Origin of the sequence: Sedimentibacter sp. MB31-C6 (assembly GCF_035934735.1) — a bacterium.
GTDB lineage: Bacteria > Bacillota > Clostridia > Tissierellales > Sedimentibacteraceae > Sedimentibacter.
Genome location: NZ_CP142396.1, coordinates 1597162 through 1618331 on the forward strand (window position 1 = coordinate 1597162; position 21170 = coordinate 1618331).

At 29.8% G+C, this 21170-nt stretch carries 20 protein-coding genes; 17 read left to right on the top strand and 3 right to left on the bottom strand.

Annotated features, from left to right (window positions below):
* Window positions 1-32 precede the first annotated feature (32 nt).
* The 15 genes from U8307_RS07630 to U8307_RS07700 are packed head-to-tail and all read left to right on the top strand — an operon-like array spanning window position 33 to window position 15008.
* On the top strand, window positions 33-1181 hold the full coding sequence (locus U8307_RS07630; protein WP_326906658.1) for an S-layer homology domain-containing protein: 1149 nt from the start codon (window positions 33-35) through the stop codon (window positions 1179-1181).
* A 60-nt stretch (window positions 1182-1241) separates the two neighbouring features.
* Window positions 1242-3674, top strand: coding sequence for a hypothetical protein (locus U8307_RS07635; protein WP_326906660.1), 2433 nt, complete (start codon window positions 1242-1244; stop codon window positions 3672-3674).
* Between the two features lie 2 nt (window positions 3675-3676).
* Window positions 3677-4408, top strand: coding sequence for a molybdopterin-dependent oxidoreductase (locus tag U8307_RS07640; protein WP_326906662.1), 732 nt, complete (start codon window positions 3677-3679; stop codon window positions 4406-4408).
* A gap of 8 nt (window positions 4409-4416) precedes the next feature.
* The gene (locus U8307_RS07645) at window positions 4417-5994 is read left to right on the top strand and encodes an FMN-binding protein (RefSeq protein ID WP_326906664.1); all 1578 of its coding nucleotides are present in this window, start codon (window positions 4417-4419) and stop codon (window positions 5992-5994) included.
* On the top strand, window positions 5984-7147 hold the full coding sequence (locus U8307_RS07650; RefSeq protein ID WP_326906666.1) for a 4Fe-4S binding protein: 1164 nt from the start codon (window positions 5984-5986) through the stop codon (window positions 7145-7147). The genes U8307_RS07645 and U8307_RS07650 overlap by 11 nt, the downstream gene beginning before the upstream one ends.
* A 15-nt stretch (window positions 7148-7162) precedes the next feature.
* Complete coding sequence (locus U8307_RS07655; protein WP_326906669.1) at window positions 7163-7633, top strand: hypothetical protein; 471 nt, start codon at window positions 7163-7165, stop codon at window positions 7631-7633.
* 8 nt (window positions 7634-7641) lie between these two features.
* Window positions 7642-8193: an ECF transporter S component gene (locus U8307_RS07660; protein WP_326906671.1), complete on the top strand. Its 552-nt coding sequence runs from the start codon at window positions 7642-7644 to the stop codon at window positions 8191-8193.
* Window position 8194: 1 nt separating this feature from the next.
* The gene (locus tag U8307_RS07665; RefSeq protein ID WP_326906673.1) at window positions 8195-9196 is read left to right on the top strand and encodes an alkaline phosphatase family protein; all 1002 of its coding nucleotides are present in this window, start codon (window positions 8195-8197) and stop codon (window positions 9194-9196) included.
* Window positions 9193-9705, top strand: a complete 513-nt coding sequence (locus U8307_RS07670) for a molybdopterin-dependent oxidoreductase (RefSeq protein ID WP_326906675.1) — start codon at window positions 9193-9195, stop codon at window positions 9703-9705. Before U8307_RS07665 ends, U8307_RS07670 begins: the two co-directional genes overlap by 4 nt.
* Window positions 9705-10361, top strand: coding sequence for an ABC transporter ATP-binding protein (locus U8307_RS07675; protein ID WP_326906677.1), 657 nt, complete (start codon window positions 9705-9707; stop codon window positions 10359-10361). The genes U8307_RS07670 and U8307_RS07675 overlap by 1 nt, the downstream gene beginning before the upstream one ends.
* Entirely contained in the window at window positions 10358-11014 is a 657-nt protein-coding gene (locus U8307_RS07680; RefSeq protein WP_326906679.1) for an energy-coupling factor ABC transporter ATP-binding protein, read from the top strand. The genes U8307_RS07675 and U8307_RS07680 overlap by 4 nt, the downstream gene beginning before the upstream one ends.
* Window positions 11007-11729: an energy-coupling factor transporter transmembrane component T family protein gene (locus tag U8307_RS07685; protein WP_326906680.1), complete on the top strand. Its 723-nt coding sequence runs from the start codon at window positions 11007-11009 to the stop codon at window positions 11727-11729. Before U8307_RS07680 ends, U8307_RS07685 begins: the two co-directional genes overlap by 8 nt.
* Window positions 11730-11740: 11 nt before the next feature.
* Entirely contained in the window at window positions 11741-12487 is a 747-nt protein-coding gene (mobB, locus tag U8307_RS07690; protein ID WP_326906682.1) for a molybdopterin-guanine dinucleotide biosynthesis protein B, read from the top strand.
* Entirely contained in the window at window positions 12472-13101 is a 630-nt protein-coding gene (locus U8307_RS07695; RefSeq protein ID WP_326906683.1) for an RIO1 family regulatory kinase/ATPase domain-containing protein, read from the top strand. Before mobB ends, U8307_RS07695 begins: the two co-directional genes overlap by 16 nt.
* 11 nt (window positions 13102-13112) lie before the next feature.
* Window positions 13113-15008, top strand: a complete 1896-nt coding sequence (locus tag U8307_RS07700; RefSeq protein WP_326906684.1) for an FAD-binding protein — start codon at window positions 13113-13115, stop codon at window positions 15006-15008.
* Window positions 15009-15077: 69 nt separating this feature from the next.
* Here the strand turns inward: U8307_RS07700 and hflC are convergent, their stop codons facing one another.
* Together hflC and hflK are read right to left on the bottom strand one after the other, a co-directional pair.
* Window positions 15078-15977 carry a protease modulator HflC gene (gene hflC, locus U8307_RS07705; protein ID WP_326906686.1) on the bottom strand — a complete coding sequence of 300 codons (900 nt, stop codon included), beginning with the start codon at window positions 15975-15977 and terminating at the stop codon, window positions 15078-15080.
* Window positions 15964-17037 (bottom strand): FtsH protease activity modulator HflK, encoded by a 1074-nt coding sequence (hflK, locus tag U8307_RS07710; RefSeq protein WP_326906688.1) that lies wholly within the window; start codon window positions 17035-17037, stop codon window positions 15964-15966. Before hflK ends, hflC begins: the two co-directional genes overlap by 14 nt.
* Before the next feature lie 297 nt (window positions 17038-17334).
* Here hflK and U8307_RS07715 point away from each other — a divergent pair, with 297 nt between their 5' ends.
* On the top strand, window positions 17335-18198 hold the full coding sequence (locus tag U8307_RS07715) for a nitrilase family protein (RefSeq protein ID WP_326906690.1): 864 nt from the start codon (window positions 17335-17337) through the stop codon (window positions 18196-18198).
* Window positions 18199-18411: 213 nt separating this feature from the next.
* Window positions 18412-19968 carry a DUF4153 domain-containing protein gene (locus U8307_RS07720; protein WP_326906692.1) on the top strand — a complete coding sequence of 519 codons (1557 nt, stop codon included), beginning with the start codon at window positions 18412-18414 and terminating at the stop codon, window positions 19966-19968.
* Between the two features lie 69 nt (window positions 19969-20037).
* Here the strand turns inward: U8307_RS07720 and U8307_RS07725 are convergent, their stop codons facing one another.
* A complete protein-coding gene (locus U8307_RS07725; protein WP_326906694.1) occupies window positions 20038-21141 on the bottom strand; it encodes a ComEC/Rec2 family competence protein in 1104 nt (367 codons plus the stop codon).
* Window positions 21142-21170: the final 29 nt, after the last annotated feature.

The following is a 21170-nucleotide window of genomic DNA, read 5'->3' on the forward strand; positions in this document are numbered from 1 at the left end:
AGTTAAATAAATATAATAAGTGGAGGAATTGTATGTTAAAAAGATTTAGAGTAATTCTATTTGTATTGATTGCAGTTATAATATTTCAACTGACAGTATTTGCGACTGAAACAAAAGCTTATACTGTTGCTATTGGAGGAGAGTTTGTTAAAACTGAACTTAATTTAACTTTAAAGGATTTGAAAGAAATGCCTGAGGAAGCTCAAATATCTCAGGAATACATTTACAATTCAAAGTCAGGAGAAAAAACAGCTCAAGTTAAAGGTGTGAGCTTAGCTTATTTGTTAAAAGATAAAGCAGGAGTAACTGCAGAAGAAGGAATCGTAATATTTACAGCATCTGATGGATATGAAATTGATCCACAGCCACTTCAGGATATTTTTAATGATAAATTGAAATTTGTTTTAGCTTATGAAGTAAATGGAGAAATAATTGACAATGATGAAATTGAAAATGAAGAAATAACTGTGTATAGAAATTTAAAAGAAGAAGGCGAATTTAATACAGTTTATAAAATGATTAATAAAATTACCATAGAAGAAGATTTAGAAGAGGTTGTTGAAGAAGAACCTGAGGAAGTTACAGTTGAAGAAACTGATGAAAAAGAAACTGAAACTATTATATTTACTGACATAACGGAAGAATTTAAATTTGCAGAAACAGCTATTTATGATCTTGTTAATAGAGATATTATAGATGGTATGGGTGATGGACTTTATGCACCTGAAAAGGAATTTACTAGAGAACAGTTCTGTAAAATAATAGTTGCAGCTTTAGGATATGAGCTTAAAGATTATGAAGGAGCTTTCAGCGATATAGATAAAGATAGATGGTCATCTTCCTATGTTCAAGCTGCTGTTGAATCTGGATTATTTATAGGAAACCCTGATGGTACGTTTATGCCCGAAAAAGTAATATCAAGGCAAGAAATAGCAGTTGTAGCTGCAAGGGCGGCAATTGCAAAAGGTTTAGTAGAACAAACTAAGGTAGATAAATTTGTTATGGAAAAATCAAATTACATAGATAAAAATGATGTAGCTGAATGGGCAGAGAATGCTGTTGCTTATCTTGAAACTCAGGATGTTTTTGTTGGAGTTGCAGGAGAAAACTTTGAACCTTTAAAGAATGTAAATAGAGCTGAAGCTGCATTGATAGTATTTAATACATTATTTTCAGAATAATATAACAATAATATAAATGAGCGATTCTTTCGCTCATTTATTATAAATCAGGAGGTTATTATGTTCAGAAAAATTATGGTTTGGTTTCTAATTGTTTGTATGCTTATATCAAATGCTGTTGTCTTTGGTAAAACAGCAGAGCTAGAGCTAATAATCACAGGCACTGGAGTCAAAGAAGAGGTTTTAATTTCAGAAAAAGACTGGGTAAAATATACGATGGTAGAGAGAACCTTCTCTACTAATAACAGCCTTGGATTTCATAAAATTATCAAAGCGAAGGGATATGATTTTTTTGAACTTATTAGTGATAATTTGAAATTGGACAAAGATTATACTGTTAAGTTTACTTGCTCAGATGGTTTTGAATTTACAAAGACTATCAATGAGCTAAAAAATTCATATTATTACAGTGATTTTACTTTGGAAAGCAAGGAAGTGGTAATGCCTATGATTGCAAGATATACTACAGTCATGGCTGATTTTCCTAAGAACATTTTCTCTCCTCCCGTTTCATGGACTGATATAGATATAATTGAAAGTGATTTAGACAAGGATTTTCCGAAATTATTATTTGGACAGACTGATATTGATGACATGAATATGTCAAAATGGGGTAAAAAAATAATAAAGGTTACTGTAGGGGACGAAAGAGTGAAGGTAACTTCTGAATCACCTTATAAGCACATTGATAGAGATGGAGAGCCTTATAATATTGATGCTATTACAGGAGCAACTTTTACAATTGAGGGACCTGCAGTTGAAGGTTATAGAGCTGTTTCTTTGAGACAAATAGAAGAAGATACAGAAGGTCAAACCTTGAAAACATACTGTGAAAAAGTTGACGGTAAAGTATTGGAAAATTCATACGAGGGGATAAATGTCAAATATTTAATTGATAATTATGTGAAAGCAAAGGAGAATGCAGGAAACATTACTTTTAAAGATAAATCAAGACAAAAAATTCTTACAGTACCTATTTCTGAGGCGGAAAATTACACAGTCGCTTATGGCATTAATGAAGTACCCTTAGTATTTTTGGATACAGAAGATGGTTATATTAAAGAAAAACATAACGACAATGGCTGTTTTAAGTTAATTTATCATCAAGATGAAAATACTGCCAAGGAATTTTCTAATGTGGCATATATTTATATAGAAGAAAAAGACGCTAAAAATATTTATGAGCACAGTTATGCTCCTTATGACGATACTAAATATACTGATTATGAATTGATTATTCACGGTGATGCATTAGAAAAAGAAGTGAGATATAATGTCAAAGATATTGAAGCAATGGAGGATATTCATGTAACAAAAGAATATAGCCTTTCTAATAGCGAGTATTTTTGGTATTACAATACATTTAAGGGTGTTCCATTGTGGGATATTCTTCTTAAAGCAGGGGTAAGCCCAAAAATTGATGAAAATACAAAAGTGCGTTTTATTGCAGCAGATAATTATAATTTTGCTCCAATGACTATAAAGCAAATTAAGGATAACTCATTATATGGCTATTATGAAAAAAGTGCGTTAGATAAAGGGGATGGAACATTTCCGGGTGAATATGTAGACCCTCTTTATACAGAATTTCCAGTGCTAGTTGCTTATGGATTCAATGGATACCCCTATGTAACGAGACCAAATGATGAAGGATTCAATCCAGGTATTGGAAATGATGGAGGACCTATTCGAATAATATTCGGTAAAACAAATTATAATGATACAAACGGATCTAATCAGGTACAGTTTGCAAAAGAAATAATTATAGGTGAAGGAGAATCTATAGCAACAGAAACCCAGGGAACAGGTGAAGGTGAAAGTACACAAACTGATGTAGGCGAAAATGCATGGAACCACGAACAAGGCATATATGAGGATTACTTAGACATGCCTGTCCTTCGTGTAACAGGCTCTCAGATAAAAGAACCAAGAACGTTTACTTTAAGACAAATTGAAGCATTAAAAGATTATGCAATAAGAGATGTTTATACTGGCGATGGAATTCGTGAAATGGAAGGTATTGTTCTTTGGGATTTAATAAATGAAGTTGTTGAACTTAAGGATGATGTAGATGTTCCAAGCATAAGAGTATTTAGTGGGCAAAATTACAACCAAATACTAAGAAGTAATGAGCAGGTGATAAATGGAGTTCTAAATTCTCAGGGACAAATTAAGGATATAATTCTTGCATATGCAGCGGACGGTTATCCTCTTGTTCCCAATGAAGGAAGTATTGGATATGTTAACAACAATGCATATGGACCATTGAGACTTATTATTGAAGAAAGCAAATCTATGTGGGTAAAATGGACTGATTGCATAGTTGTTGGTACAGGTGATTATGAAGCACCAGAAATGAAGGATGTAAAAACAGATACCTTTTTTAGTGATATTGAAAATCACTGGGCAAAAAGACTGCTGTTGCAAAATCAGTTTAGACTGAAATTATTAAAGGGCTTCCCGGTAATATTTTTGCAGGAACTCAAGAGGTGATTATGAAAAGAATATTGATTATATTAATGGCTTTACTGCTGTTACTGGCTGGATGTTCAACAAGTGTAAATGAGAATTCAGATATTGATAATAATGAAAAAATAGAATCAGCAACCCTAAAACCTGATGAAAAAACTACTGAAGGAGAAATAGAATCCGAAGAGGATAATAATATAGAACAAATAACAGAAGAACCAACAACAGAAGAACTAATAACAGAAGAACCAATAACAGAAGAACCTTCATCAGTAGAGCAAACAAATAATATTGATGATGAAAAAAATACAAAGAATCTATTAAAAATAGAAGGATTGGTTGAAAATGAACTTTCACTTTCACTAGATGAATTAAAAGCAATGACTGACATTATTTTTGAGGCTGATTTTTATTCATTGAATAGTTTTGGCACCACAGGATATACATATTTTAAAGGAATTAAGCTATGGAATTTATTAGATGAAGTAGCCTTGATAAAGCCTGATGCAACAAAAATATCTATAATTGCTGAGGATGGCTATAAAATGGAATTTACAATAGAACAAGTACAAAATGAGTATATTGATGAAACAAATCCTGAAAATAAGTATCCAATGATTATAGCGTGGGAAGAAGATGGCGAAGAATATAATACAGATGAAGGTGCTCCATATAAGTTAGTAGTAGGTCAAAAGGAGGCAGGAGATGTGAATAAGCCTCAGTGGGTTTCAAACATAGATGTAATCCTTATAGAATAGGTGAAATTATGAAGAATAGATATAGATATATTATCGCAATTATATTAATTGTAGTTGGTTTTTTATTTTTTGTATTGAATGATTCTTCTAAAGAGGAAAAGGAAGTAAGAGTATTTTATCCTCAAGCAAAAAAAGTAACTTTGATAAAAAACATTGCGGATGACTTATATGGCTCTTTGTATTTTCCGGCAGTAAAAAGGGCTTATGAAGTAGATGGAGAAATTTGCGCATATGTTGTAAGCTGTGTGGGGTATAATGGTCCTATTGAAGTTTTAGCTGCTATTGATAACAAAAAAGATAAATTAATTGGAATACAAATTTTAAACCACGAAGAATCTATGGACTATGCAGAGCATATAGAAAAAAACTGGTTTTTGGATAGGTTTAAAAATTTGCCTGTGAATAAATATTTAAATATGGTGGTGCTTGACAAGGAAAATCCTGAAGATATAGTTCAAGTTACAGGAGCAACAGTAAGTTCGCAGGCAGTAGTGAGCGCAGTAAATGCTGCTATAGGACACTATCAATATTGGAATTATAGTATACAATTACCGAAGGTTCCGGATGTAGTACCACAGGAAATGTGGCAAAAAGATATAAATAGTTTTGCTATAAATTGGGAAGGTGGGTCTGTTCGTATAGATACTGATGAAATAAAAGAATATGAGCAGATAGAAATGGATACAACACTTATAAATACAACAGGAACCGAAACAAAATTACGTGTAACAGGTCCTACTCTTAGACATGTTTTGGATATGGAAGGTATTGATTTAAGTGAATATGAAGGTATAGGTATAACCGGAAGAGATGGATATTATACTATGATAGACAAGGAAAAATTAGAAGTAAATGACATAATATTAACCTGGAAAGTCAACGGCAAAGATATAAAAGATGAAGATAAGCCTGTAAGAGTATCTGTTCCTTTGGAACTTGGACCATATTGGGTAAAGATGGTTTCCAATATTGATTTATATAAAGAAATATCTCCTAAGGATATAGATAGCGTTCATATGTTTAATCCATTAACTGAAGATATTGAGCCATATTATTATGAATACTATGGAGCTAAGGATAAGTCAATAGAGGTAGGGAAAATATTAAGAAAATTTGACGAAGTTGATGAAAAAGGTTTTTTCACTATGGGTGCTGTAGACGGTCTTATAAAAAATGAAACAATATCATTGGTAAGGCAAAGATATTTTCTAAAGGTTGAAGGAGACAATGCTCCAATGAATATTGCTCCCAATTTCAAGCTTGGTATGAATGTAAAAGAAATGACGCATTTTTCAACTACAAAAGATGCAGTGATTTTCCCTGAAAAAATAATCGAAGTTGTAAGAACAAAGTCTATATATGGTAATGAAGGAATGCTTTTGGAAGACGTATTGCTAACAGCAGGAATGAGATGGGATGAAGTAGATAACTTTACTGCTGTGAAAACAGATGAAACTACAATAGATTTATCATTGGAAGACTTGTTGAAATGTTATTTGATATATGAAGACAAATCTGTAATTTTATATAAAGGAAATAGTGAAATAATGAGGTCGCTTTTAAGGATTGAAAAGAATGAAATATAAAATACGAAATATAATACAAATAATTACAACTGTTACAGTAATAATATCATGTTTGATTTATTATATGTATATAAATGAAATTATAGATTTTAGATTCTTTTCTATAGGTGATATGAATCCTTATGGTGGATGGAGTGCAGTGAAATCTGCCTTTACTGATTTATCTTACAGGTGGCGGGGCTTTTCAAGAAGCATTGCATTAACATTTGGAATAACCATTACTGCATTATTATTGGGAAGATTCTTTTGTGGATTTATTTGTCCTATTGGAGCAATACAGGATTTTTTTAAATACTTAGGCAGTAAAATAAAACTTGAGGAAATAAAGTTTTCACATAAGCCCGAATTTATAAAATATATAATATTAATAATAATATTGATTATAAGTATTTTGGGAATGGGAAATATTATTTCCCCAATTTCACCGTGGATTGCTTACCTAAATATATTTGCGGGATTTAATTTGCAACTAGGTACTGTAATTTTATTGTTGATTGCTTTGATATCATTGTTTGGAAGAAGGATATTCTGCAGGTATTTTTGTTTTTTTGGAGCTTTTCAAAGTTTGCTATATTCCATTGGGCCTTTTAAGATAAAGAAGAATGATTGTGAATCGTGTTCTTATTGCTTAAGAAATTGTCCTGTTTCTGAGCAGCTTAGAATATCTGAAGTTGAAGAAAATATTTCTCCCGAATGCATTAACTGTCTAGAATGTATAAATACTTGTGTAAAAGATAATGAGGGTTATTCGATTAAAATAGGAAATAAAAAAATTAAAAGTAATATTTATATAATATTTTGTATTTGTATAATTTTAAGTTCATATATTTTGTTACCTTTAATAGATGTTACAGATGTACAAGCCATAGCAACTATTGAAAATATTAAGGACGGTATCTATTTAGGTTCAGGTATTGGGTTTGGCGGAATTATGAATGTAGAAGTCGTAATAAATAATAATAAAATTTCTAATATAAAAATATTAAATCACAGAGAAACAACAGGTTATTATGAAGAGGTATTTCGTTATATTTCATATAAAATTTTAGAATCACAAAATTTAAATTTAGATGCTGTGAGTGGTGCTACTTCTTCTTCACGAGGTTTTATTAATTCAGTAAAGGATGCTGTAAGTAAATCCTTAGTCAACTGATTAAAGGCGGTTAATATGTTAAAGAAACTTTTTATTATTATAATCTTAATATTTATAATAACAGGATGCTCTTTAGAACAGGCATCATTAATTGTAAATATTGACGGAAATGAAGAAATAATTGATGTTGAAACTATTTACTCACATGAAGAAGCTGTAACATTTCCTGCGGTTGTAAGGAGTAGTGGTGAAAAGCCTGTCGAAACTTCATATAAAGGTATTGAACTAACTAAACTTTTTGAAACTTTGGATATAGATATATCAAATTATAAAAAGGTAACATTCAATGCTTATGACGGATACAGAGTAATATTAAGCATTGAAGAAATTATTGAGCCATCAAATGCTTATTTAACTTTTGAAAGAGATAATGAACTGTTAAAAACAAAAAAATTAGGCGGAAACGGCCCTTTTCAGCTTATTATCAGAAGAGATCCTTTCAGTCAGCGCTGGATTAAGCATGTAAATGAAATAATATTACAATAGAGGCATTTATGGAAAATAAATTTCTAAAAAATTATACATTATTCAATTTAATTATTATAGCAATAGTATCAGCTCTTGGGATAGCAACAAAACCAATAGTGGTACCATTAGTTCATATAATAACGGGACCATTGTTTATACCAGGGGGAGCAATAGCCGGCGGTTTTTATATGTTTTGGGTAGTCCTTGGTACAGGTATTGTTAAAAAAACAGGCACAGGTACTTTAATAGGTATTGTTCAGGGTATATTGGTAATTGCAACTGGAACAATGGGAACTCACGGGGTTATGAGTCTTATTTCTTATACATTACCAGGAATAACTGTAGATATTGTATTTTTATTTTCCAAAAATAAGAAATATAATTCTCTTCATTATATTTTGGGATGTACGGTTGCAAATATTACAGGAACATTGATTTCCAACATATTATTTTTTAGGTTACCACTTGTTACGGTTGTTTTGATATTGTCTGTAGCAGCTTTGTCAGGAATAGTAGGTGGGATTATTGCATATAGCATTGCTAAAGGTTTGGAAAAAATGAATATATTAGAGGAATAAAATGAAAAAATTATTTTTAGTATTTTTAATATTTCTAGTTGGATGTAGTGTAAAAGTTAGTGAAACAAGTTCAGAAGAAATAGGAATAAGCATATTTAATGAAAATGAAAATTTAATGGTTGATTTTGTTCCTGAGGGAAGAGTATCGATAAAAGAAATAATTGATGTGGATTTTTTTCATGCTATAGTCATTAGTAAAACAGGAGAAGTAAATTTAATATCTTCTGATTTTTATATTAACAAAAACAAATCGGTTTTTGTAACTTATGAAAATAGAAATATAAAAAATATTGAAGGAATATATTTGACAGACAAATACAACAGTATAACCAATGCATATTTTGAAACGAAAGAATACTTAAAAAGTGATAAAAAAGTAATGACAGTGCTTTTAGATGGTTTTTCATTTAATCAATTTAAGATACTTAATGAAAAAAATGACATTCCATTTTTAAGCAAATATTTTAAATATCCTGCACTAAGTGTATATACTCCTGTTACCAATGCAGGATATGCTGCAATTATTACAGGACAAACTCCTAATATTAATGGTGTACATGACAGAAGTGTTAGAGAAATGAATGTAGATAGTATATTTGAATACGCTAATAGTAACAATAAAAATTCGCTTTTACTTGAAGGGGATATTAAAATATTAGACACTGAAATTGAACCTGAACTTCATATAGATATTAACAAAGATAAAGATACAGATGATGAAATGTATAAAAGTGCATTAAATGCTGTAAATGAAAATTATGATTTGATTTTCGTTCATTTTCACGGAATTGATGACAGAGGACATAGCTATGGACCATATTCAGAAGAAACCATGGAATATATAAAAATAATCGACCAATATTTGCTAAATTTAAGTAAAGTGTGGGATGGAGCAATTATAATTGTACCTGATCATGGCATGCATGAAACTTCTGAAGGAGGGGGTCATGGAATCTGTGTTCAATCTGATATGGTTGTGCCGTATTTCATTAAAGAAAAATGAAAAGAAGAGTTACAATAGTTGTTATGTTAATAATTACATTGATAATTATAATATTTATTTCATTAAATATAAATAGAACTTATGTTGAAAAACAAAAAGAAATTTTATCAAAAGCAGAAATTATATTAAAATATGATGATGAAAAAAAAGTTTTAACCAAGGACATGATAATGTTCTACAGTGAAGATTTTGAAGCAGTTCTTGATACTTCAACTTCAGACCCTAAAACTCATATTTATACGGGGGTTCAGTTAAAGGATTTGCTTAAAGAAAATAATATTGACTTTAAGGACAAAGTTATTATAATCAGAGCAGTTGATGGATATTCAGTTGCTTATTCTTCAGAAGAAATTTCAATGGATAAGAATGTTTATATTGCTTTTATGGAAGATGGTAAATACCTTGGAAGCAGAGATATAGGTGGGAGAGGTCCTTATGAATCAATTGTAGTATCAGACATTTTCAGCAATAGAAGGTGTAAATGGATTACTGAAATAGAGGTTAAATAATGAATGCAGTTGAAGTTAAGAATTTAAGCTTTAAATATAATAATGTAGATGAATATATATTAAGGGATGTAAATCTTAATATAAAGGTTGGTGAAACAGTTGCAATAATAGGGCAAAGTGGATGTGGTAAAAGTACTTTATGCAACTGTATTTGTGGATTGATTCCAAGAGTTTATACTGGGGAATTATCAGGTGAAGTATTAATTTTTGGTGAAAATATTATAAATTTTAGTATTGCTGATACAGTAACAAAAATAGGAATTATATTTCAAAATCCTTCAACACAACTTTTTTCACCTACGATTGAGGATGAACTTGCCTTTGGCCCTGAAAATCTATGTGTCGATAGAGAAGAAATAGGTAAACGTATTGAAAGAATATTGAAAATAATGAACATGGAGCAATATAGATATGACAATCCAAATAATTTATCAGGAGGCCAACAGCAACTTATTGCAATTGCGTCAGTTTTAATGCTTAATCCATCAATACTTATATGTGATGAAATAATGTCTTGGATTGATGATGAAGGAAAACAAATTATCAAGAATCTTCTGTTAAAATTAAAAGAAGAAGGAAAAACAATAATCATGGTTGACCATGAACTTGAAAATATTCAAATTGCAGATAGAATAATATATTTAGGTGAACAATGAAAAATAAAATTGAAATCAATAATATTTCTTATGGTTATAACAGAAGGAGAAAGGTTTTTGAAAACTTTTCACTTCAGATAAATAACGAAGAAACCACAATTTTAACAGGAAAAAATGGTTCAGGTAAAACAACTCTAACAAAGTTAATAATGGGTATTATTAAACCATCATATGGAGAAATAAAAATATTTGGACAAAGAACTGCTGACATGTCACTTGGTAGCATAGGGAAAATTATAGGCTATGTTTTTCAGTATCCTGAAAGGCAGCTTTTTACTAGTTCGGTTATGGAAGAACTGACATTTCCATTAATATTTAAGGGACTCGACAAAGAAGAAACCTTCGTCAAAGCTGAAGAAATGATAAAAATCTTTGATCTTAAAAAAGTCAAAGACACATACCCCTTTTTATTAAGTTACGGTGAAAAGAGGCGTTTAGCTATTGCTTCAGTATTGATGAATGAACCAAAGTATATAATATTGGATGAGCCTACTGCTTCATTAGACAGAGAAAGAATAGATACTTTGTCAGAGGTGCTTTATAAACTTAAAAATAAAAAAATAGGTATGCTAATTATAACTCATAACAAAAATTTTATTATTAAACATGGAGACAGAGTGATAAAAATTGAAGGGGGTAGAGCTTATGAATAATATAGATCCCCGAACGAAGTTAGTTCAAGTTTTAATATTATCGTCCCTTGCATTGATTTATAATAAATTATCAATATTATTAGTTGTATTATTAATAGCAATATTAATTGCATTATCATATAAAATTAATATAATATCTATATTAATTAGACTTAAAAAGTTAATTAAAGTTATAATTTTAATTGCATTAATTCAAAGTTTATTAACTAAGATTGGTAAGCCTATTTTGACAATAGGCGGTGTCACATTGTTTACGGATTATGGAGTTTTAAGGTCCCTTGAATTTATTCTTCGTCTTGGAATAATAATTGTTTCTGCAGCAATCATTACAACTTCATCGAGCAGAGAAATAATTCAGGGATTAATTCAGTGGCATTGTCCCTATGAAATAGCTTTCATGGTTTCTGTTGCTATAAGGTTTTTGCCTATATTCAGAGAAGAAATGTTAGATATGATTACAGCTATACAGCTTAGAGGAATTGATTTAAAGAAAGTTAAATTAAGAAAAAAGATTCAAGTTTATAAATACATACTAACTCCAATAACAATAAATTCTGTGATTAAAGCAAAGGAATTAGCTGCTGCTATGGAAATGAGAGGGTTTAGGGCTTATTCTAAAAGGACAAGCTACATGATTTTAGAAATGAAAACCTTCGATTATCTTATAATAGCTCTTAACGTTTCAGCAACAATGTTATTTATTATTTACAAATAGAGAGGTGCATTATGAAAGTTTTTTCTGTTATCGGGATATCACAATCCGGCAAAACTACAACCATAGAGAATATAATTAAAGAACTTAAAAAAAGAAATTATTCTGTAGGAAGTGTAAAAGAAATACATTTTGAAGATTTCAAAATGGATATAGAAGGGACAAATACTCATAGACACAAAATTGCAGGTTCTCAATTGGTTACAGCTAGAGGTGCATATGAAACTGACATATTGTTTCAAAGTAAATTAAGCATAAATGATATTTTAAGTTTTTACAATTATGATTTTGTTATATTAGAAGGAGTAAGGGATACTTGTGCGCCTAAAATAGTAACAGCTCATGATGTTGAAGGAATTAAAAATAGATTTGATGATACGGCATTTGCAATATCAGGTAGGATATCTAATAATATAGATAAATATGAAGATATTCCAGTAATTAATTCAATAACTCAAATAAAAGAATTAGTTGACTTAATTGAAGAAAAAGTTTTTGATAGCCTTCCTGATATGAAAGATGAATGTTGTAAAAAGTGCGGACATACTTGTAGAGAATTATGCTCGCTTATATTAAAGAAAGAAGCAGAAAGAAAAGATTGCGTTTTGACAAAACAAAGCGTAACTCTTAAGGTTAACGGTCTTGAAATTAATATGGTACCTTTTGTTCAAAATATTTTGAAAAATACAGTTGAAGCTGTTACTAAGGAATTAGATGGTTATATGGAAAATGGAGACATTGAAATATGCATAAAAAGATAAAATTAATCAGTAAACGAAATAATGTATTTCGTATTGTTGAAAATGATAGTACTTATATTTTAAAAAAATTTAAAAACCAAGAAAATTACATAAAGGAAATTGAAATATTAAATGTACTGAAAAATGCTGGTGTTAATGTTCCTTCGATAATTAAATCTGATGAAAATTGTATTTATCTTGAAGATTTGGGTAGTGTGACGTTACTTGATTGGTATGAAGAACAGGAAAAGCAGAATAAGTTGGACATTAATATGGTTTATAATCTTTGCAGATGGCTTAAAGTTTTTTATAGAGAAGTTCTTGAATTACATAAAGAACAAGTAATTTTAACAGATGTAAATTTTAGAAATTTTATTATTAATGATAATGAAATTTACGGGATTGATTTTGAACAGGTGTGTGAAGGGATTATATTAGAAGATGTAGGTAAGTTTTCTGCCTACGCATTGACTTATGAGCCAGTTATGACAGAATGGAAGATTAATTTTAGAAACAAATTTATTGATATAATGTCAAAAGAATTAAATATAGACAAAGAAAAGATAATATTAGAAGAAAAAAAAGAGTTATTAGCTATGGAAAGAAGAAGAGGGATTTTGTTTAAGGATTTTTAAAGGAGGCTAAGATGAGAAAATCATTTGTATTACTTTTAGTTGTTATAATTTTCATGCAAACCATAACTGGTTTTTCACTTGAAACATTGAATATGCAAAAACAGTCAAATATTGAAACAAATCAAAATAATGACTTTTTAAAAAAAGTAGAATGGCATGGTGAATATGACGTTATTGTTGTTGGATATGGAGGAGCAGGAGCCACAGCAAGCATAGAAGCAGCTGATGAGGGAGCAAAGGTACTTCTTCTTGAGAAGGCTCCTAAAGGTGAAGAAGGAGGCAACACAAGGTTTGCTGGGCAAGGTGTTTTAAGCATTGATACAGAGGATATGGATAAAGGTATTGAATATTTTAAGTATCTTCGTGGTAAATTCAATACGCCGAGTGATGAAATGATAAAATCATATTTAGAATCAGTAAGCGAAAACTATGACTGGCTTAAAAAAATTGGAGCTCAAAATATTACTGTTTTTCCCTTTCAGGAATATAATTATCCTGGTGGAGAAGTAATGGATGCAACGTTAATAGATGGTGAAGCTTGGACAAGTTCGTTGTATAGAACATTGCAAGAGGCAGTTGAAGATAGACGTACTTTAATTGATATATGGTATGAATCGCCGGGAGTAGGATTAATACAAGATCCTAAAACGAAAATAATTCACGGAGTTAAGGTTGATAATAATGGAACATTATTAAATATTCGTGCTAAGAATGGAGTAGTTCTTTGTACAGGGGGATTTGAAAACAATCAGCAAATGATTCAAGATTATTTACAATTGCCTTATGGTTATTCAAAAGCAGCAAGATACAATACAGGAGACGGAATTAAAATGGCAATGGAAGTTAAAGCAAATTTGTGGCATATGAGCAATCTAGCCGGACCTGATTTAAATGTTTTAAACCCAGAAACTAATACAACATTTGCTTATGCTATTCAAGGGAAGAAGGATACTTTAAGTACAGGTTTTGCAACACAAAATGTTATTTTTGTAGGAGCAGATGGAACCAGGTTTGTCGATGAATCAGTGCTACCGAACCATGGTCATGTTAATTTTCACGGTACATGGAATCAGATGGCTTTGTCTCTTCCTGCATATGCAATATTTGACGAAACTGCTCGTCTTTCACAGTCTGTCTATCCTACATGGAGTGAAGGAAATGAGGAAGAAATAGAAAGAGGTATAATAGTAAAAGCAAATACTATAAATGAATTAGCTGAAAAAATTGGAGTTAACCCTGTAAATTTACAAAAGCAAATATCAGAATATAACGAATATTGTTATGATAAAAAGGACCCTATCTTTAGTAGAGCTAAAGACACTCTCAAATCTATCGAAAAAGCTCCTTATTATGCGATGGAATTAGTTCCCTCCTTTACTAATACTCAGGGTGGACCTGAAAGAAATGAAAATGGTGAAATATTAGATGTGAAGGGCAATGTAATTCCACATCTTTACAGCGCCGGGGAGTTAGGCTCAATGTTTTCAGGTATTTATCAAGGAACGGGAAATTTAGGAGAATGTGTGGCCTTTGGAAGAATATCGGGTAGAAATGCAGCTAAAAATAAGAATGATGTAACTATGGAATCTGTAATGTTAGGTAAAACTCCTATTATAGCAGATTGGAAAGAGCCTGGAGAAGTTATTTGTCAAACTGGAGAGTTAATAGGAGAAGACAGAGGAATAGGTGGTCCTTTAAAGGTAAAAGTTACAATGAAGGACGATATAATAACAGATATTGAGGTTATATATCACAATGAAACTAAAGGAGTAAGTAGCAATGCAATAGAAACAATTACGTCAGCAATTATAGAAAATCAAACACCTGATGTAGACGCAGTTTCAGGGGCAACTGTTACAAGTAAGGGAATTATTAACGCAGTTAAGGATGCCCTTGAAAAAAAGTAATAATGCATAAAAACTCCCTAATTGTAACAGTAATTAGGGAGTTTTTGTTGCAATCAATACTTAGAGTTCTTAATTTCCACCATTTAACACTCTAACTATATAGCTATCTGCTGGCAAGAATATAGTTTTTTCTCCTTGCATAGTCACTTTTAAAGCTTCTAAGCTTCTTACAAATTCATAATAATTTGCTCTATCTTCTGTGGAGTAAGCATTTGCTATAATTTTCATATATTCACTTTCGCCTTCTCCTTTTAATTCTTCAGCAGTAGCTTCAGCTTTTGACAGTAAAATTCCTACTTCTTTATCTGTTTCGTTTACTACTTTACTAGCTTCTAAATTACCATCTGCTCTATAACTTTCTGCCATTTGTGTTCTTTCAGATATCATCCTATTATATACTGCTGATTCATTATCTTTTGGTAAATCTAATCTTTTTATTTCTACTGCTATTGTTGAAATACCATAATTTTTAAGTTGTGCATTGACCATATCTGTTATCTTTATATTTACATTATCTATTGAGCCATTATCAGAATTAATTATATCTGATTGATCCATTGTTCCTAGTGTGTTCTTTACTGCATTATATACTACAGCATCTATTCGGTTTTCCATTTCAGAAATTCTGCTTACTGTTTTCATAAATGTATAGGGGTCGTCTATTTGCCATACTGCAAAATTATCTACAACTAATGTCTTTTTATCTCCTGTTAATACCTCCGAAGCTGGAATATCATACTTCATTCTAAATTGTGGAAGTGTTTCAACCTTATCTAATAAAGGAATTTTAAAGTGTAATCCTGCTGTATCTTGAATTTCAACAAACTTTGAGAACCTTGTAACATAAGCATATTCATTTTCTTTAACGATATAGATGGCATTTATTATTGATATTAATAATAGAATTACAATTAATATTTTAATAAATGAACCTATTTTATTTTTGCTATTATTTTTAGTTTCCTGCATTAGATTCACCTCCGTCTGGGTCATTTACCGTAGTCGTTGAAAAACTCTTTAGCGGTAGCATTTTTTGTACGCCACCTTCTGATGAATCAATGTATACAGTTATGCCTGGTAGAATTTCTTCGATTGTTTCTAGATACATTCTTGTTTTAGTAATAGTTTTATTTTTAGCATATTCTGTATACATGGCATTGAATTTTGCTACTTCACCCTTTGCTGCATTTATCCTAGATTCTCTATAGGACTCTGCTTCTCTAATTAATTTATCTGCTTGACTTTCTGCTGCTGGTAGTGTTTTGTTTTTATAAGCTAATGCTTCATTTATTCTTGTTTCCTTTTCCTGTTTTGCTGTTTCTACGTTCTTAAATGCTGCTATTACATCAGCTGTTGGAGGCTCACTATCTTGTATTTTCACATCTAATACTTGTACACCTAAATCATAATTTTCTAATTTCGTAATAATTTTTTCTCTTATTTCTGCTTGTATAATAGACTTTTCTGTTGTTAAAACTCCATCTACATCATTAGAACCGATAACACTTCTTGCTGACGATTGTGATATCATTTTAAGAATTTGAGAGGGCTCATCAGAGTTGTATAAAAACTTTACAGGATCAGATATTTTCCACTCAATAAAGAAGTCTATGTTTACTATATTAAAGTCTCCTGTAATCATTTTTGCTTCATCTGCTACAGCAGCTGAATTGCTATATCCTTCATTTTCATTTGAACTAGCATAACCTATTTGTAATTTTTGTGTTTTATTCACTTCTACTTTAGTAACATCTTGAATTGGGTAAGGCAACTTAAAATGAAGACCTGCAGTTTCAACTTTTGTTACCTTGCCAAGAGTTGTTACAACAGCCTGTTCTGTTTCTTCTACAGTATACTGACAAGACAATATTAATGATATAGCTAAAACAATTGCTGGGATAATTAAAAATATTTTAATATTGAATTTTTTACCCTGTCTTGGTGGCTTTTCAGTAAAGTCAGGGTTTTCAAAAGTATTAGGCTGTTTTATCATTCTTATTAATTTGTCGAATAATTCCTTAATTTCCATGACATCTCCTTTTAAACATACTTTAATTTTTACATCACTATAATATTATAACACAGATAATATATGTTACCTAGAAATATATATTATCTATGTTATAAGTATTTCATTTCTAATTGTACAGTGCTTTATTTTTATGTAATAAAAACAATTTAACTGTAGATATATTTTCATTGATTACTATAAAATAATATAGTAAAATATAGTAACGTTAAAAGAGTATTGACTTTCAAATTTGTTGATATATCAACAAATTGAAAGCAACAAAATAAAAACATATGGAAAGTAAGGGGGATAAAAATGTCTGATAAAATAGTAAAGAGAAAGTCACTAGAAGTAAAAGTAGCTTGTTTGCAAATGGATATAAAAATTGGTGATACAGAAAATAATATAAAAAAATCAGTTAGGATGATTAATGAAGCTGCAGATAATAAAGCAGTTCTTATAGTATTGCCTGAAATGGCTAACTCTGGATATGCATTTGACAATAGAGAAGAAGCTATTGCATTAGCAGAGGATATTCAAGATAGTATAAGTGTAAAGTCTTGGATTAAGGTTGCTCATGATAGAAACGTTTATATAGTATCAGGCATAACTGAAATTGATGGAGTTGATTTGTATAATACTGCTGTATTAATTGGACCTAACGGTTTAATTGGTAAATACAGAAAACTTCATTTATGGGAAGAGGAATTTTTATGGTTTGAACAGGGGAATCTTGGTCTTCCTGTTTTTCATACTCCAATAGGCAGAATTGGTATGATTATATGCTATGATATGTGGTTTCCTGAAACATATAGAATACTTGCAGCGCAAGGTACTGATATTATATGTATACCTACTAATTGGACAAATAATGAGACTTTGCCTAATAATATGAAAAATTTTGGTCCTATTTTAGCGATGGCAGCAGCTCATAGCAGTGGTATATATATTGCAGCCGCTGATAGAGTTGGAACAGAAAGGGAAATGGTATTTCCAGGCAGAAGTTTAATTGTTAAAACATCTGGTATTTCAATTGCTGGTCCAGCAGATGATACAGAGCAGATTATATATGGTGATTGTAATTTTGCAAGAACTAGGGCTCATGGACAAAATAAATATAATTCAACTAAGAAAGATAGAAGACTAGATATATATGATGAATTTTTAGGATATAAATAATAGTAAAGAAGAGAAAAAATGCAGAACATCTTAAGTTCTGCATTTTTTAGTTTCTTTTAAAGTACCTTTAATATTGTATTAATGTCATTCTGAACTTCATAAATGTTGGCACTCTTTTAGTCAATAATTATTTATTGAAATACGATAAATAATTATTGACTTATAACAAATATTTGTTATAATTAAAATACAAATAATTTATTGGGGGCTGTTATGTATCAAGAAAATAATCATTATATGCCGGTAATGTGCAAAGGAGTAGATATGGATAGTAAAATAAAAGTAAGATTATCTTTATATGGGATTCTTTCAACGATTACATATATATATTTAATTTTGACTCCAAATCCTGGAATCAGTGTTCCAGTATTTATAATAATTCAATTTGTTTCCGTATTTTTTATTGTAAAAAACAAGAAAGAGGTAAAAAATAATAAAGGTATTTTAATAATGATACCTATCTTTGTATTATCTTTAAACCGTTTTATAAGTGCAAACAACATGTGGCAAACAACGAATTTCTTTGTAATTGTGTTTTTGTACAGTGTTATGTTTCTAATGTTTAATGAAAACTTTAATTTAAAAAATTTAAACATAGCAAACATATTTAAAATTATTTTAAATATGTTTGTACCTTTCTTTCACTTTATAGTTCCATTTAAATGGGTAGCTGAAAAATCTAAAAATAAAGAAAAAAATTTGCTTATAAAAAGAGTATTAATAGGTCTTTTTATATCAATTCCATGTGTATTGTTTCTTATAATAATACTTTCATCTGCAGATTTAATATTTTATAAAAATGTTATTTCATTTAATACATGGATTGCAAAAATGTTAAACTTTTTTTATATTTTTAAGTTTATTATCGGTTCATTAGTAGGGTTGTATTTGTTCGGTCATTTATATTCTGTTTTTGTTGAAAATGATAATGATATTACTGAATTAAATTATGAAAATTCAAATTCTGTTAAACAAATAAATGGTGATGTTATTATTTTAAATATTTTGTTAGGTTCAGTATTAATTATTTACTCAATGTTTATTATCATACAATTTAAGTATTTATTTTCATCAGGAGAACTCCCTTATGACCTTAACTATTCAGAATATGCAAGACGTGGGTTCTTTGAGTTGGTCTTTTTAAGTATTTTAAATATAGCCTTAATATTATTAACTACATTTTTATTGAAGGAAAAAATATATGTTGAAAAAAGTAAGTGGGGACAATTAACGAAGCTTTTATTAATATACTTATGTATATTAACTGGTGTTTTGCTTATTTCTTCTTTTTATAGGATGTCTCTTTATGATGGTGTATATGGATTTACAAGATTAAGAATATTGGTTTATTTATTCTTGATATTTGAAGGATTTGGATTATTAGCAACATTGATTTATATAATTCAACATAATTTTAATATATTAGCTATATATGTAGTTATAAGCCTTGTTTATTATTTATCTATTAATATAGTTCAAATTGATACTATTATTGCTAAAAGAAATATAGATATGTATTTCAACGGGCAAACTGAAACAATTGATGTAAATTATTTAATGAGTTTATCAATTGATGCTGCTCCTCAAATAATGAGGTTAATAGATAAAGATGTTGAGATTATTACTAAATCTAAAGCTATATCTTACTTTATAGGAATAAAAGAAAAGTATAGTAATTTAGAATACAATTGGCAAAGTTATAATTTGTCTGTGGAAAAAGCAAAGAGGTTATTAGAAGCTAACAAAGATAAACTGCAGCCTTATTCGTAAACATCATAGCAGAGAGACTCAGTGCTCTCTGCTATAAACAGTCATGAATGTTATATATACCATGCTAAACTATGGGTTGCATCTTCCGCATGGTTTGTATCCTTGATTTATTGCTTCTTTTCTTTCAGAAAAGATTACTTTATTGGAATCTTTCATATCATCTACAGAACTACAACTTGAGTCATGAAATACGAAGGAATTTTTATTTCCAACATATTGAATATTCTTCTCTGATTCATTATTAGTGCTTGAATTACTAGTTTTTTCAGAATCTTGAGTTATAACAGATGCAGATGTATTAATTGAAATTGATTGACCATTAGAAGTAGCAATTATAGTTCCTGATTCATCGATTCTATAAATATCAGAGTTCATAGAAGAAAGTTTTGATAAAGTTTCTTCATGGGGATGTCCATAACTATTTCCTTTTTCAGAGAATATAATTGAATATTTTGGAGTTACAGCTTGTATGAAATCACGACTTGAACTAGTCCTACCTCCATGATGACCAACTTTAAGCAAGTCAGAATCTAAATCATACCCCTTTCTAATCATTTCCAACTCCGAAACACTTTCTGCATCCCCTGTAAATAAATAAGAGGTATCTTCATATGTAAGTTTAGTTACAACTGAATATTCATTTAATTCAGAGTAATACATTGTATTAGGTCCTAATACTTCAAATTTTAAATTTGGAGAGTCAATAATTACTAATCCACCCGATGCCATTGTTACTGGTATATTATTTTCATTTATGGAAGACAGTGTATTTTCGTATAGTTTAGAATCATAAGATACATCGGGCATATATACATTATCTATATCTATATTTTCTATTATATCTATTGCAGATCCAATATGATCTTCATGTGGGTGAGTTAAAATCATATATTCTATATCTTCAATATTTAATTTATCTAAATAATTGATAATAGTATCTGCATCTCCCATATTTCCCGCATCAATTAAAATTTCTTCTTCATTTGGCAACTCAATAATTGTACAATCTGCTTGACCTACATCTATAAAATGTATTTTAAGTTCTTTGTCTAATATACTTTCATTGATTTTTTCTGTTTCTGTTTCATTGTCTCTAGATACATTTGCGTTACAGGAAATGCTGGTAAAAACAAGCATTAAAATAAATAATAAAACAATTATTTTCTTTTTCATATCAAATTCATCCTTTTTTTTGTTTTTAT

What these genes read in the sequence shown, in the direction of transcription:
- U8307_RS07630 (WP_326906658.1), top strand. Translation starts at nt 33, where the DNA reads ATGTTAAAAAGATTTAGAGTAATTCTATTTGTATTGATTGCAGTTATA.
- mobB (WP_326906682.1), top strand. Translation starts at nt 11,741, where the DNA reads ATGAAAGTTTTTTCTGTTATCGGGATATCACAATCCGGCAAAACTACA.
- hflK (WP_326906688.1), bottom strand. Translation starts at nt 17,037, where the DNA reads ATGGAAATTAAGGAATTATTCGACAAATTAATAAGAATGATAAAACAG.
- U8307_RS07635 (WP_326906660.1), top strand. Translation starts at nt 1,242, where the DNA reads ATGTTCAGAAAAATTATGGTTTGGTTTCTAATTGTTTGTATGCTTATA.
- U8307_RS07720 (WP_326906692.1), top strand. Translation starts at nt 18,412, where the DNA reads ATGTATCAAGAAAATAATCATTATATGCCGGTAATGTGCAAAGGAGTA.
- U8307_RS07695 (WP_326906683.1), top strand. Translation starts at nt 12,472, where the DNA reads ATGCATAAAAAGATAAAATTAATCAGTAAACGAAATAATGTATTTCGT.
- U8307_RS07645 (WP_326906664.1), top strand. Translation starts at nt 4,417, where the DNA reads ATGAAGAATAGATATAGATATATTATCGCAATTATATTAATTGTAGTT.
- U8307_RS07640 (WP_326906662.1), top strand. Translation starts at nt 3,677, where the DNA reads ATGAAAAGAATATTGATTATATTAATGGCTTTACTGCTGTTACTGGCT.
- U8307_RS07675 (WP_326906677.1), top strand. Translation starts at nt 9,705, where the DNA reads ATGAATGCAGTTGAAGTTAAGAATTTAAGCTTTAAATATAATAATGTA.
- U8307_RS07660 (WP_326906671.1), top strand. Translation starts at nt 7,642, where the DNA reads ATGGAAAATAAATTTCTAAAAAATTATACATTATTCAATTTAATTATT.
- U8307_RS07715 (WP_326906690.1), top strand. Translation starts at nt 17,335, where the DNA reads ATGTCTGATAAAATAGTAAAGAGAAAGTCACTAGAAGTAAAAGTAGCT.
- U8307_RS07670 (WP_326906675.1), top strand. Translation starts at nt 9,193, where the DNA reads ATGAAAAGAAGAGTTACAATAGTTGTTATGTTAATAATTACATTGATA.
- U8307_RS07700 (WP_326906684.1), top strand. Translation starts at nt 13,113, where the DNA reads ATGAGAAAATCATTTGTATTACTTTTAGTTGTTATAATTTTCATGCAA.
- U8307_RS07725 (WP_326906694.1), bottom strand. Translation starts at nt 21,141, where the DNA reads ATGAAAAAGAAAATAATTGTTTTATTATTTATTTTAATGCTTGTTTTT.
- U8307_RS07680 (WP_326906679.1), top strand. Translation starts at nt 10,358, where the DNA reads ATGAAAAATAAAATTGAAATCAATAATATTTCTTATGGTTATAACAGA.
- U8307_RS07655 (WP_326906669.1), top strand. Translation starts at nt 7,163, where the DNA reads ATGTTAAAGAAACTTTTTATTATTATAATCTTAATATTTATAATAACA.
- U8307_RS07665 (WP_326906673.1), top strand. Translation starts at nt 8,195, where the DNA reads ATGAAAAAATTATTTTTAGTATTTTTAATATTTCTAGTTGGATGTAGT.
- U8307_RS07650 (WP_326906666.1), top strand. Translation starts at nt 5,984, where the DNA reads ATGAAATATAAAATACGAAATATAATACAAATAATTACAACTGTTACA.
- hflC (WP_326906686.1), bottom strand. Translation starts at nt 15,977, where the DNA reads ATGCAGGAAACTAAAAATAATAGCAAAAATAAAATAGGTTCATTTATT.
- U8307_RS07685 (WP_326906680.1), top strand. Translation starts at nt 11,007, where the DNA reads ATGAATAATATAGATCCCCGAACGAAGTTAGTTCAAGTTTTAATATTA.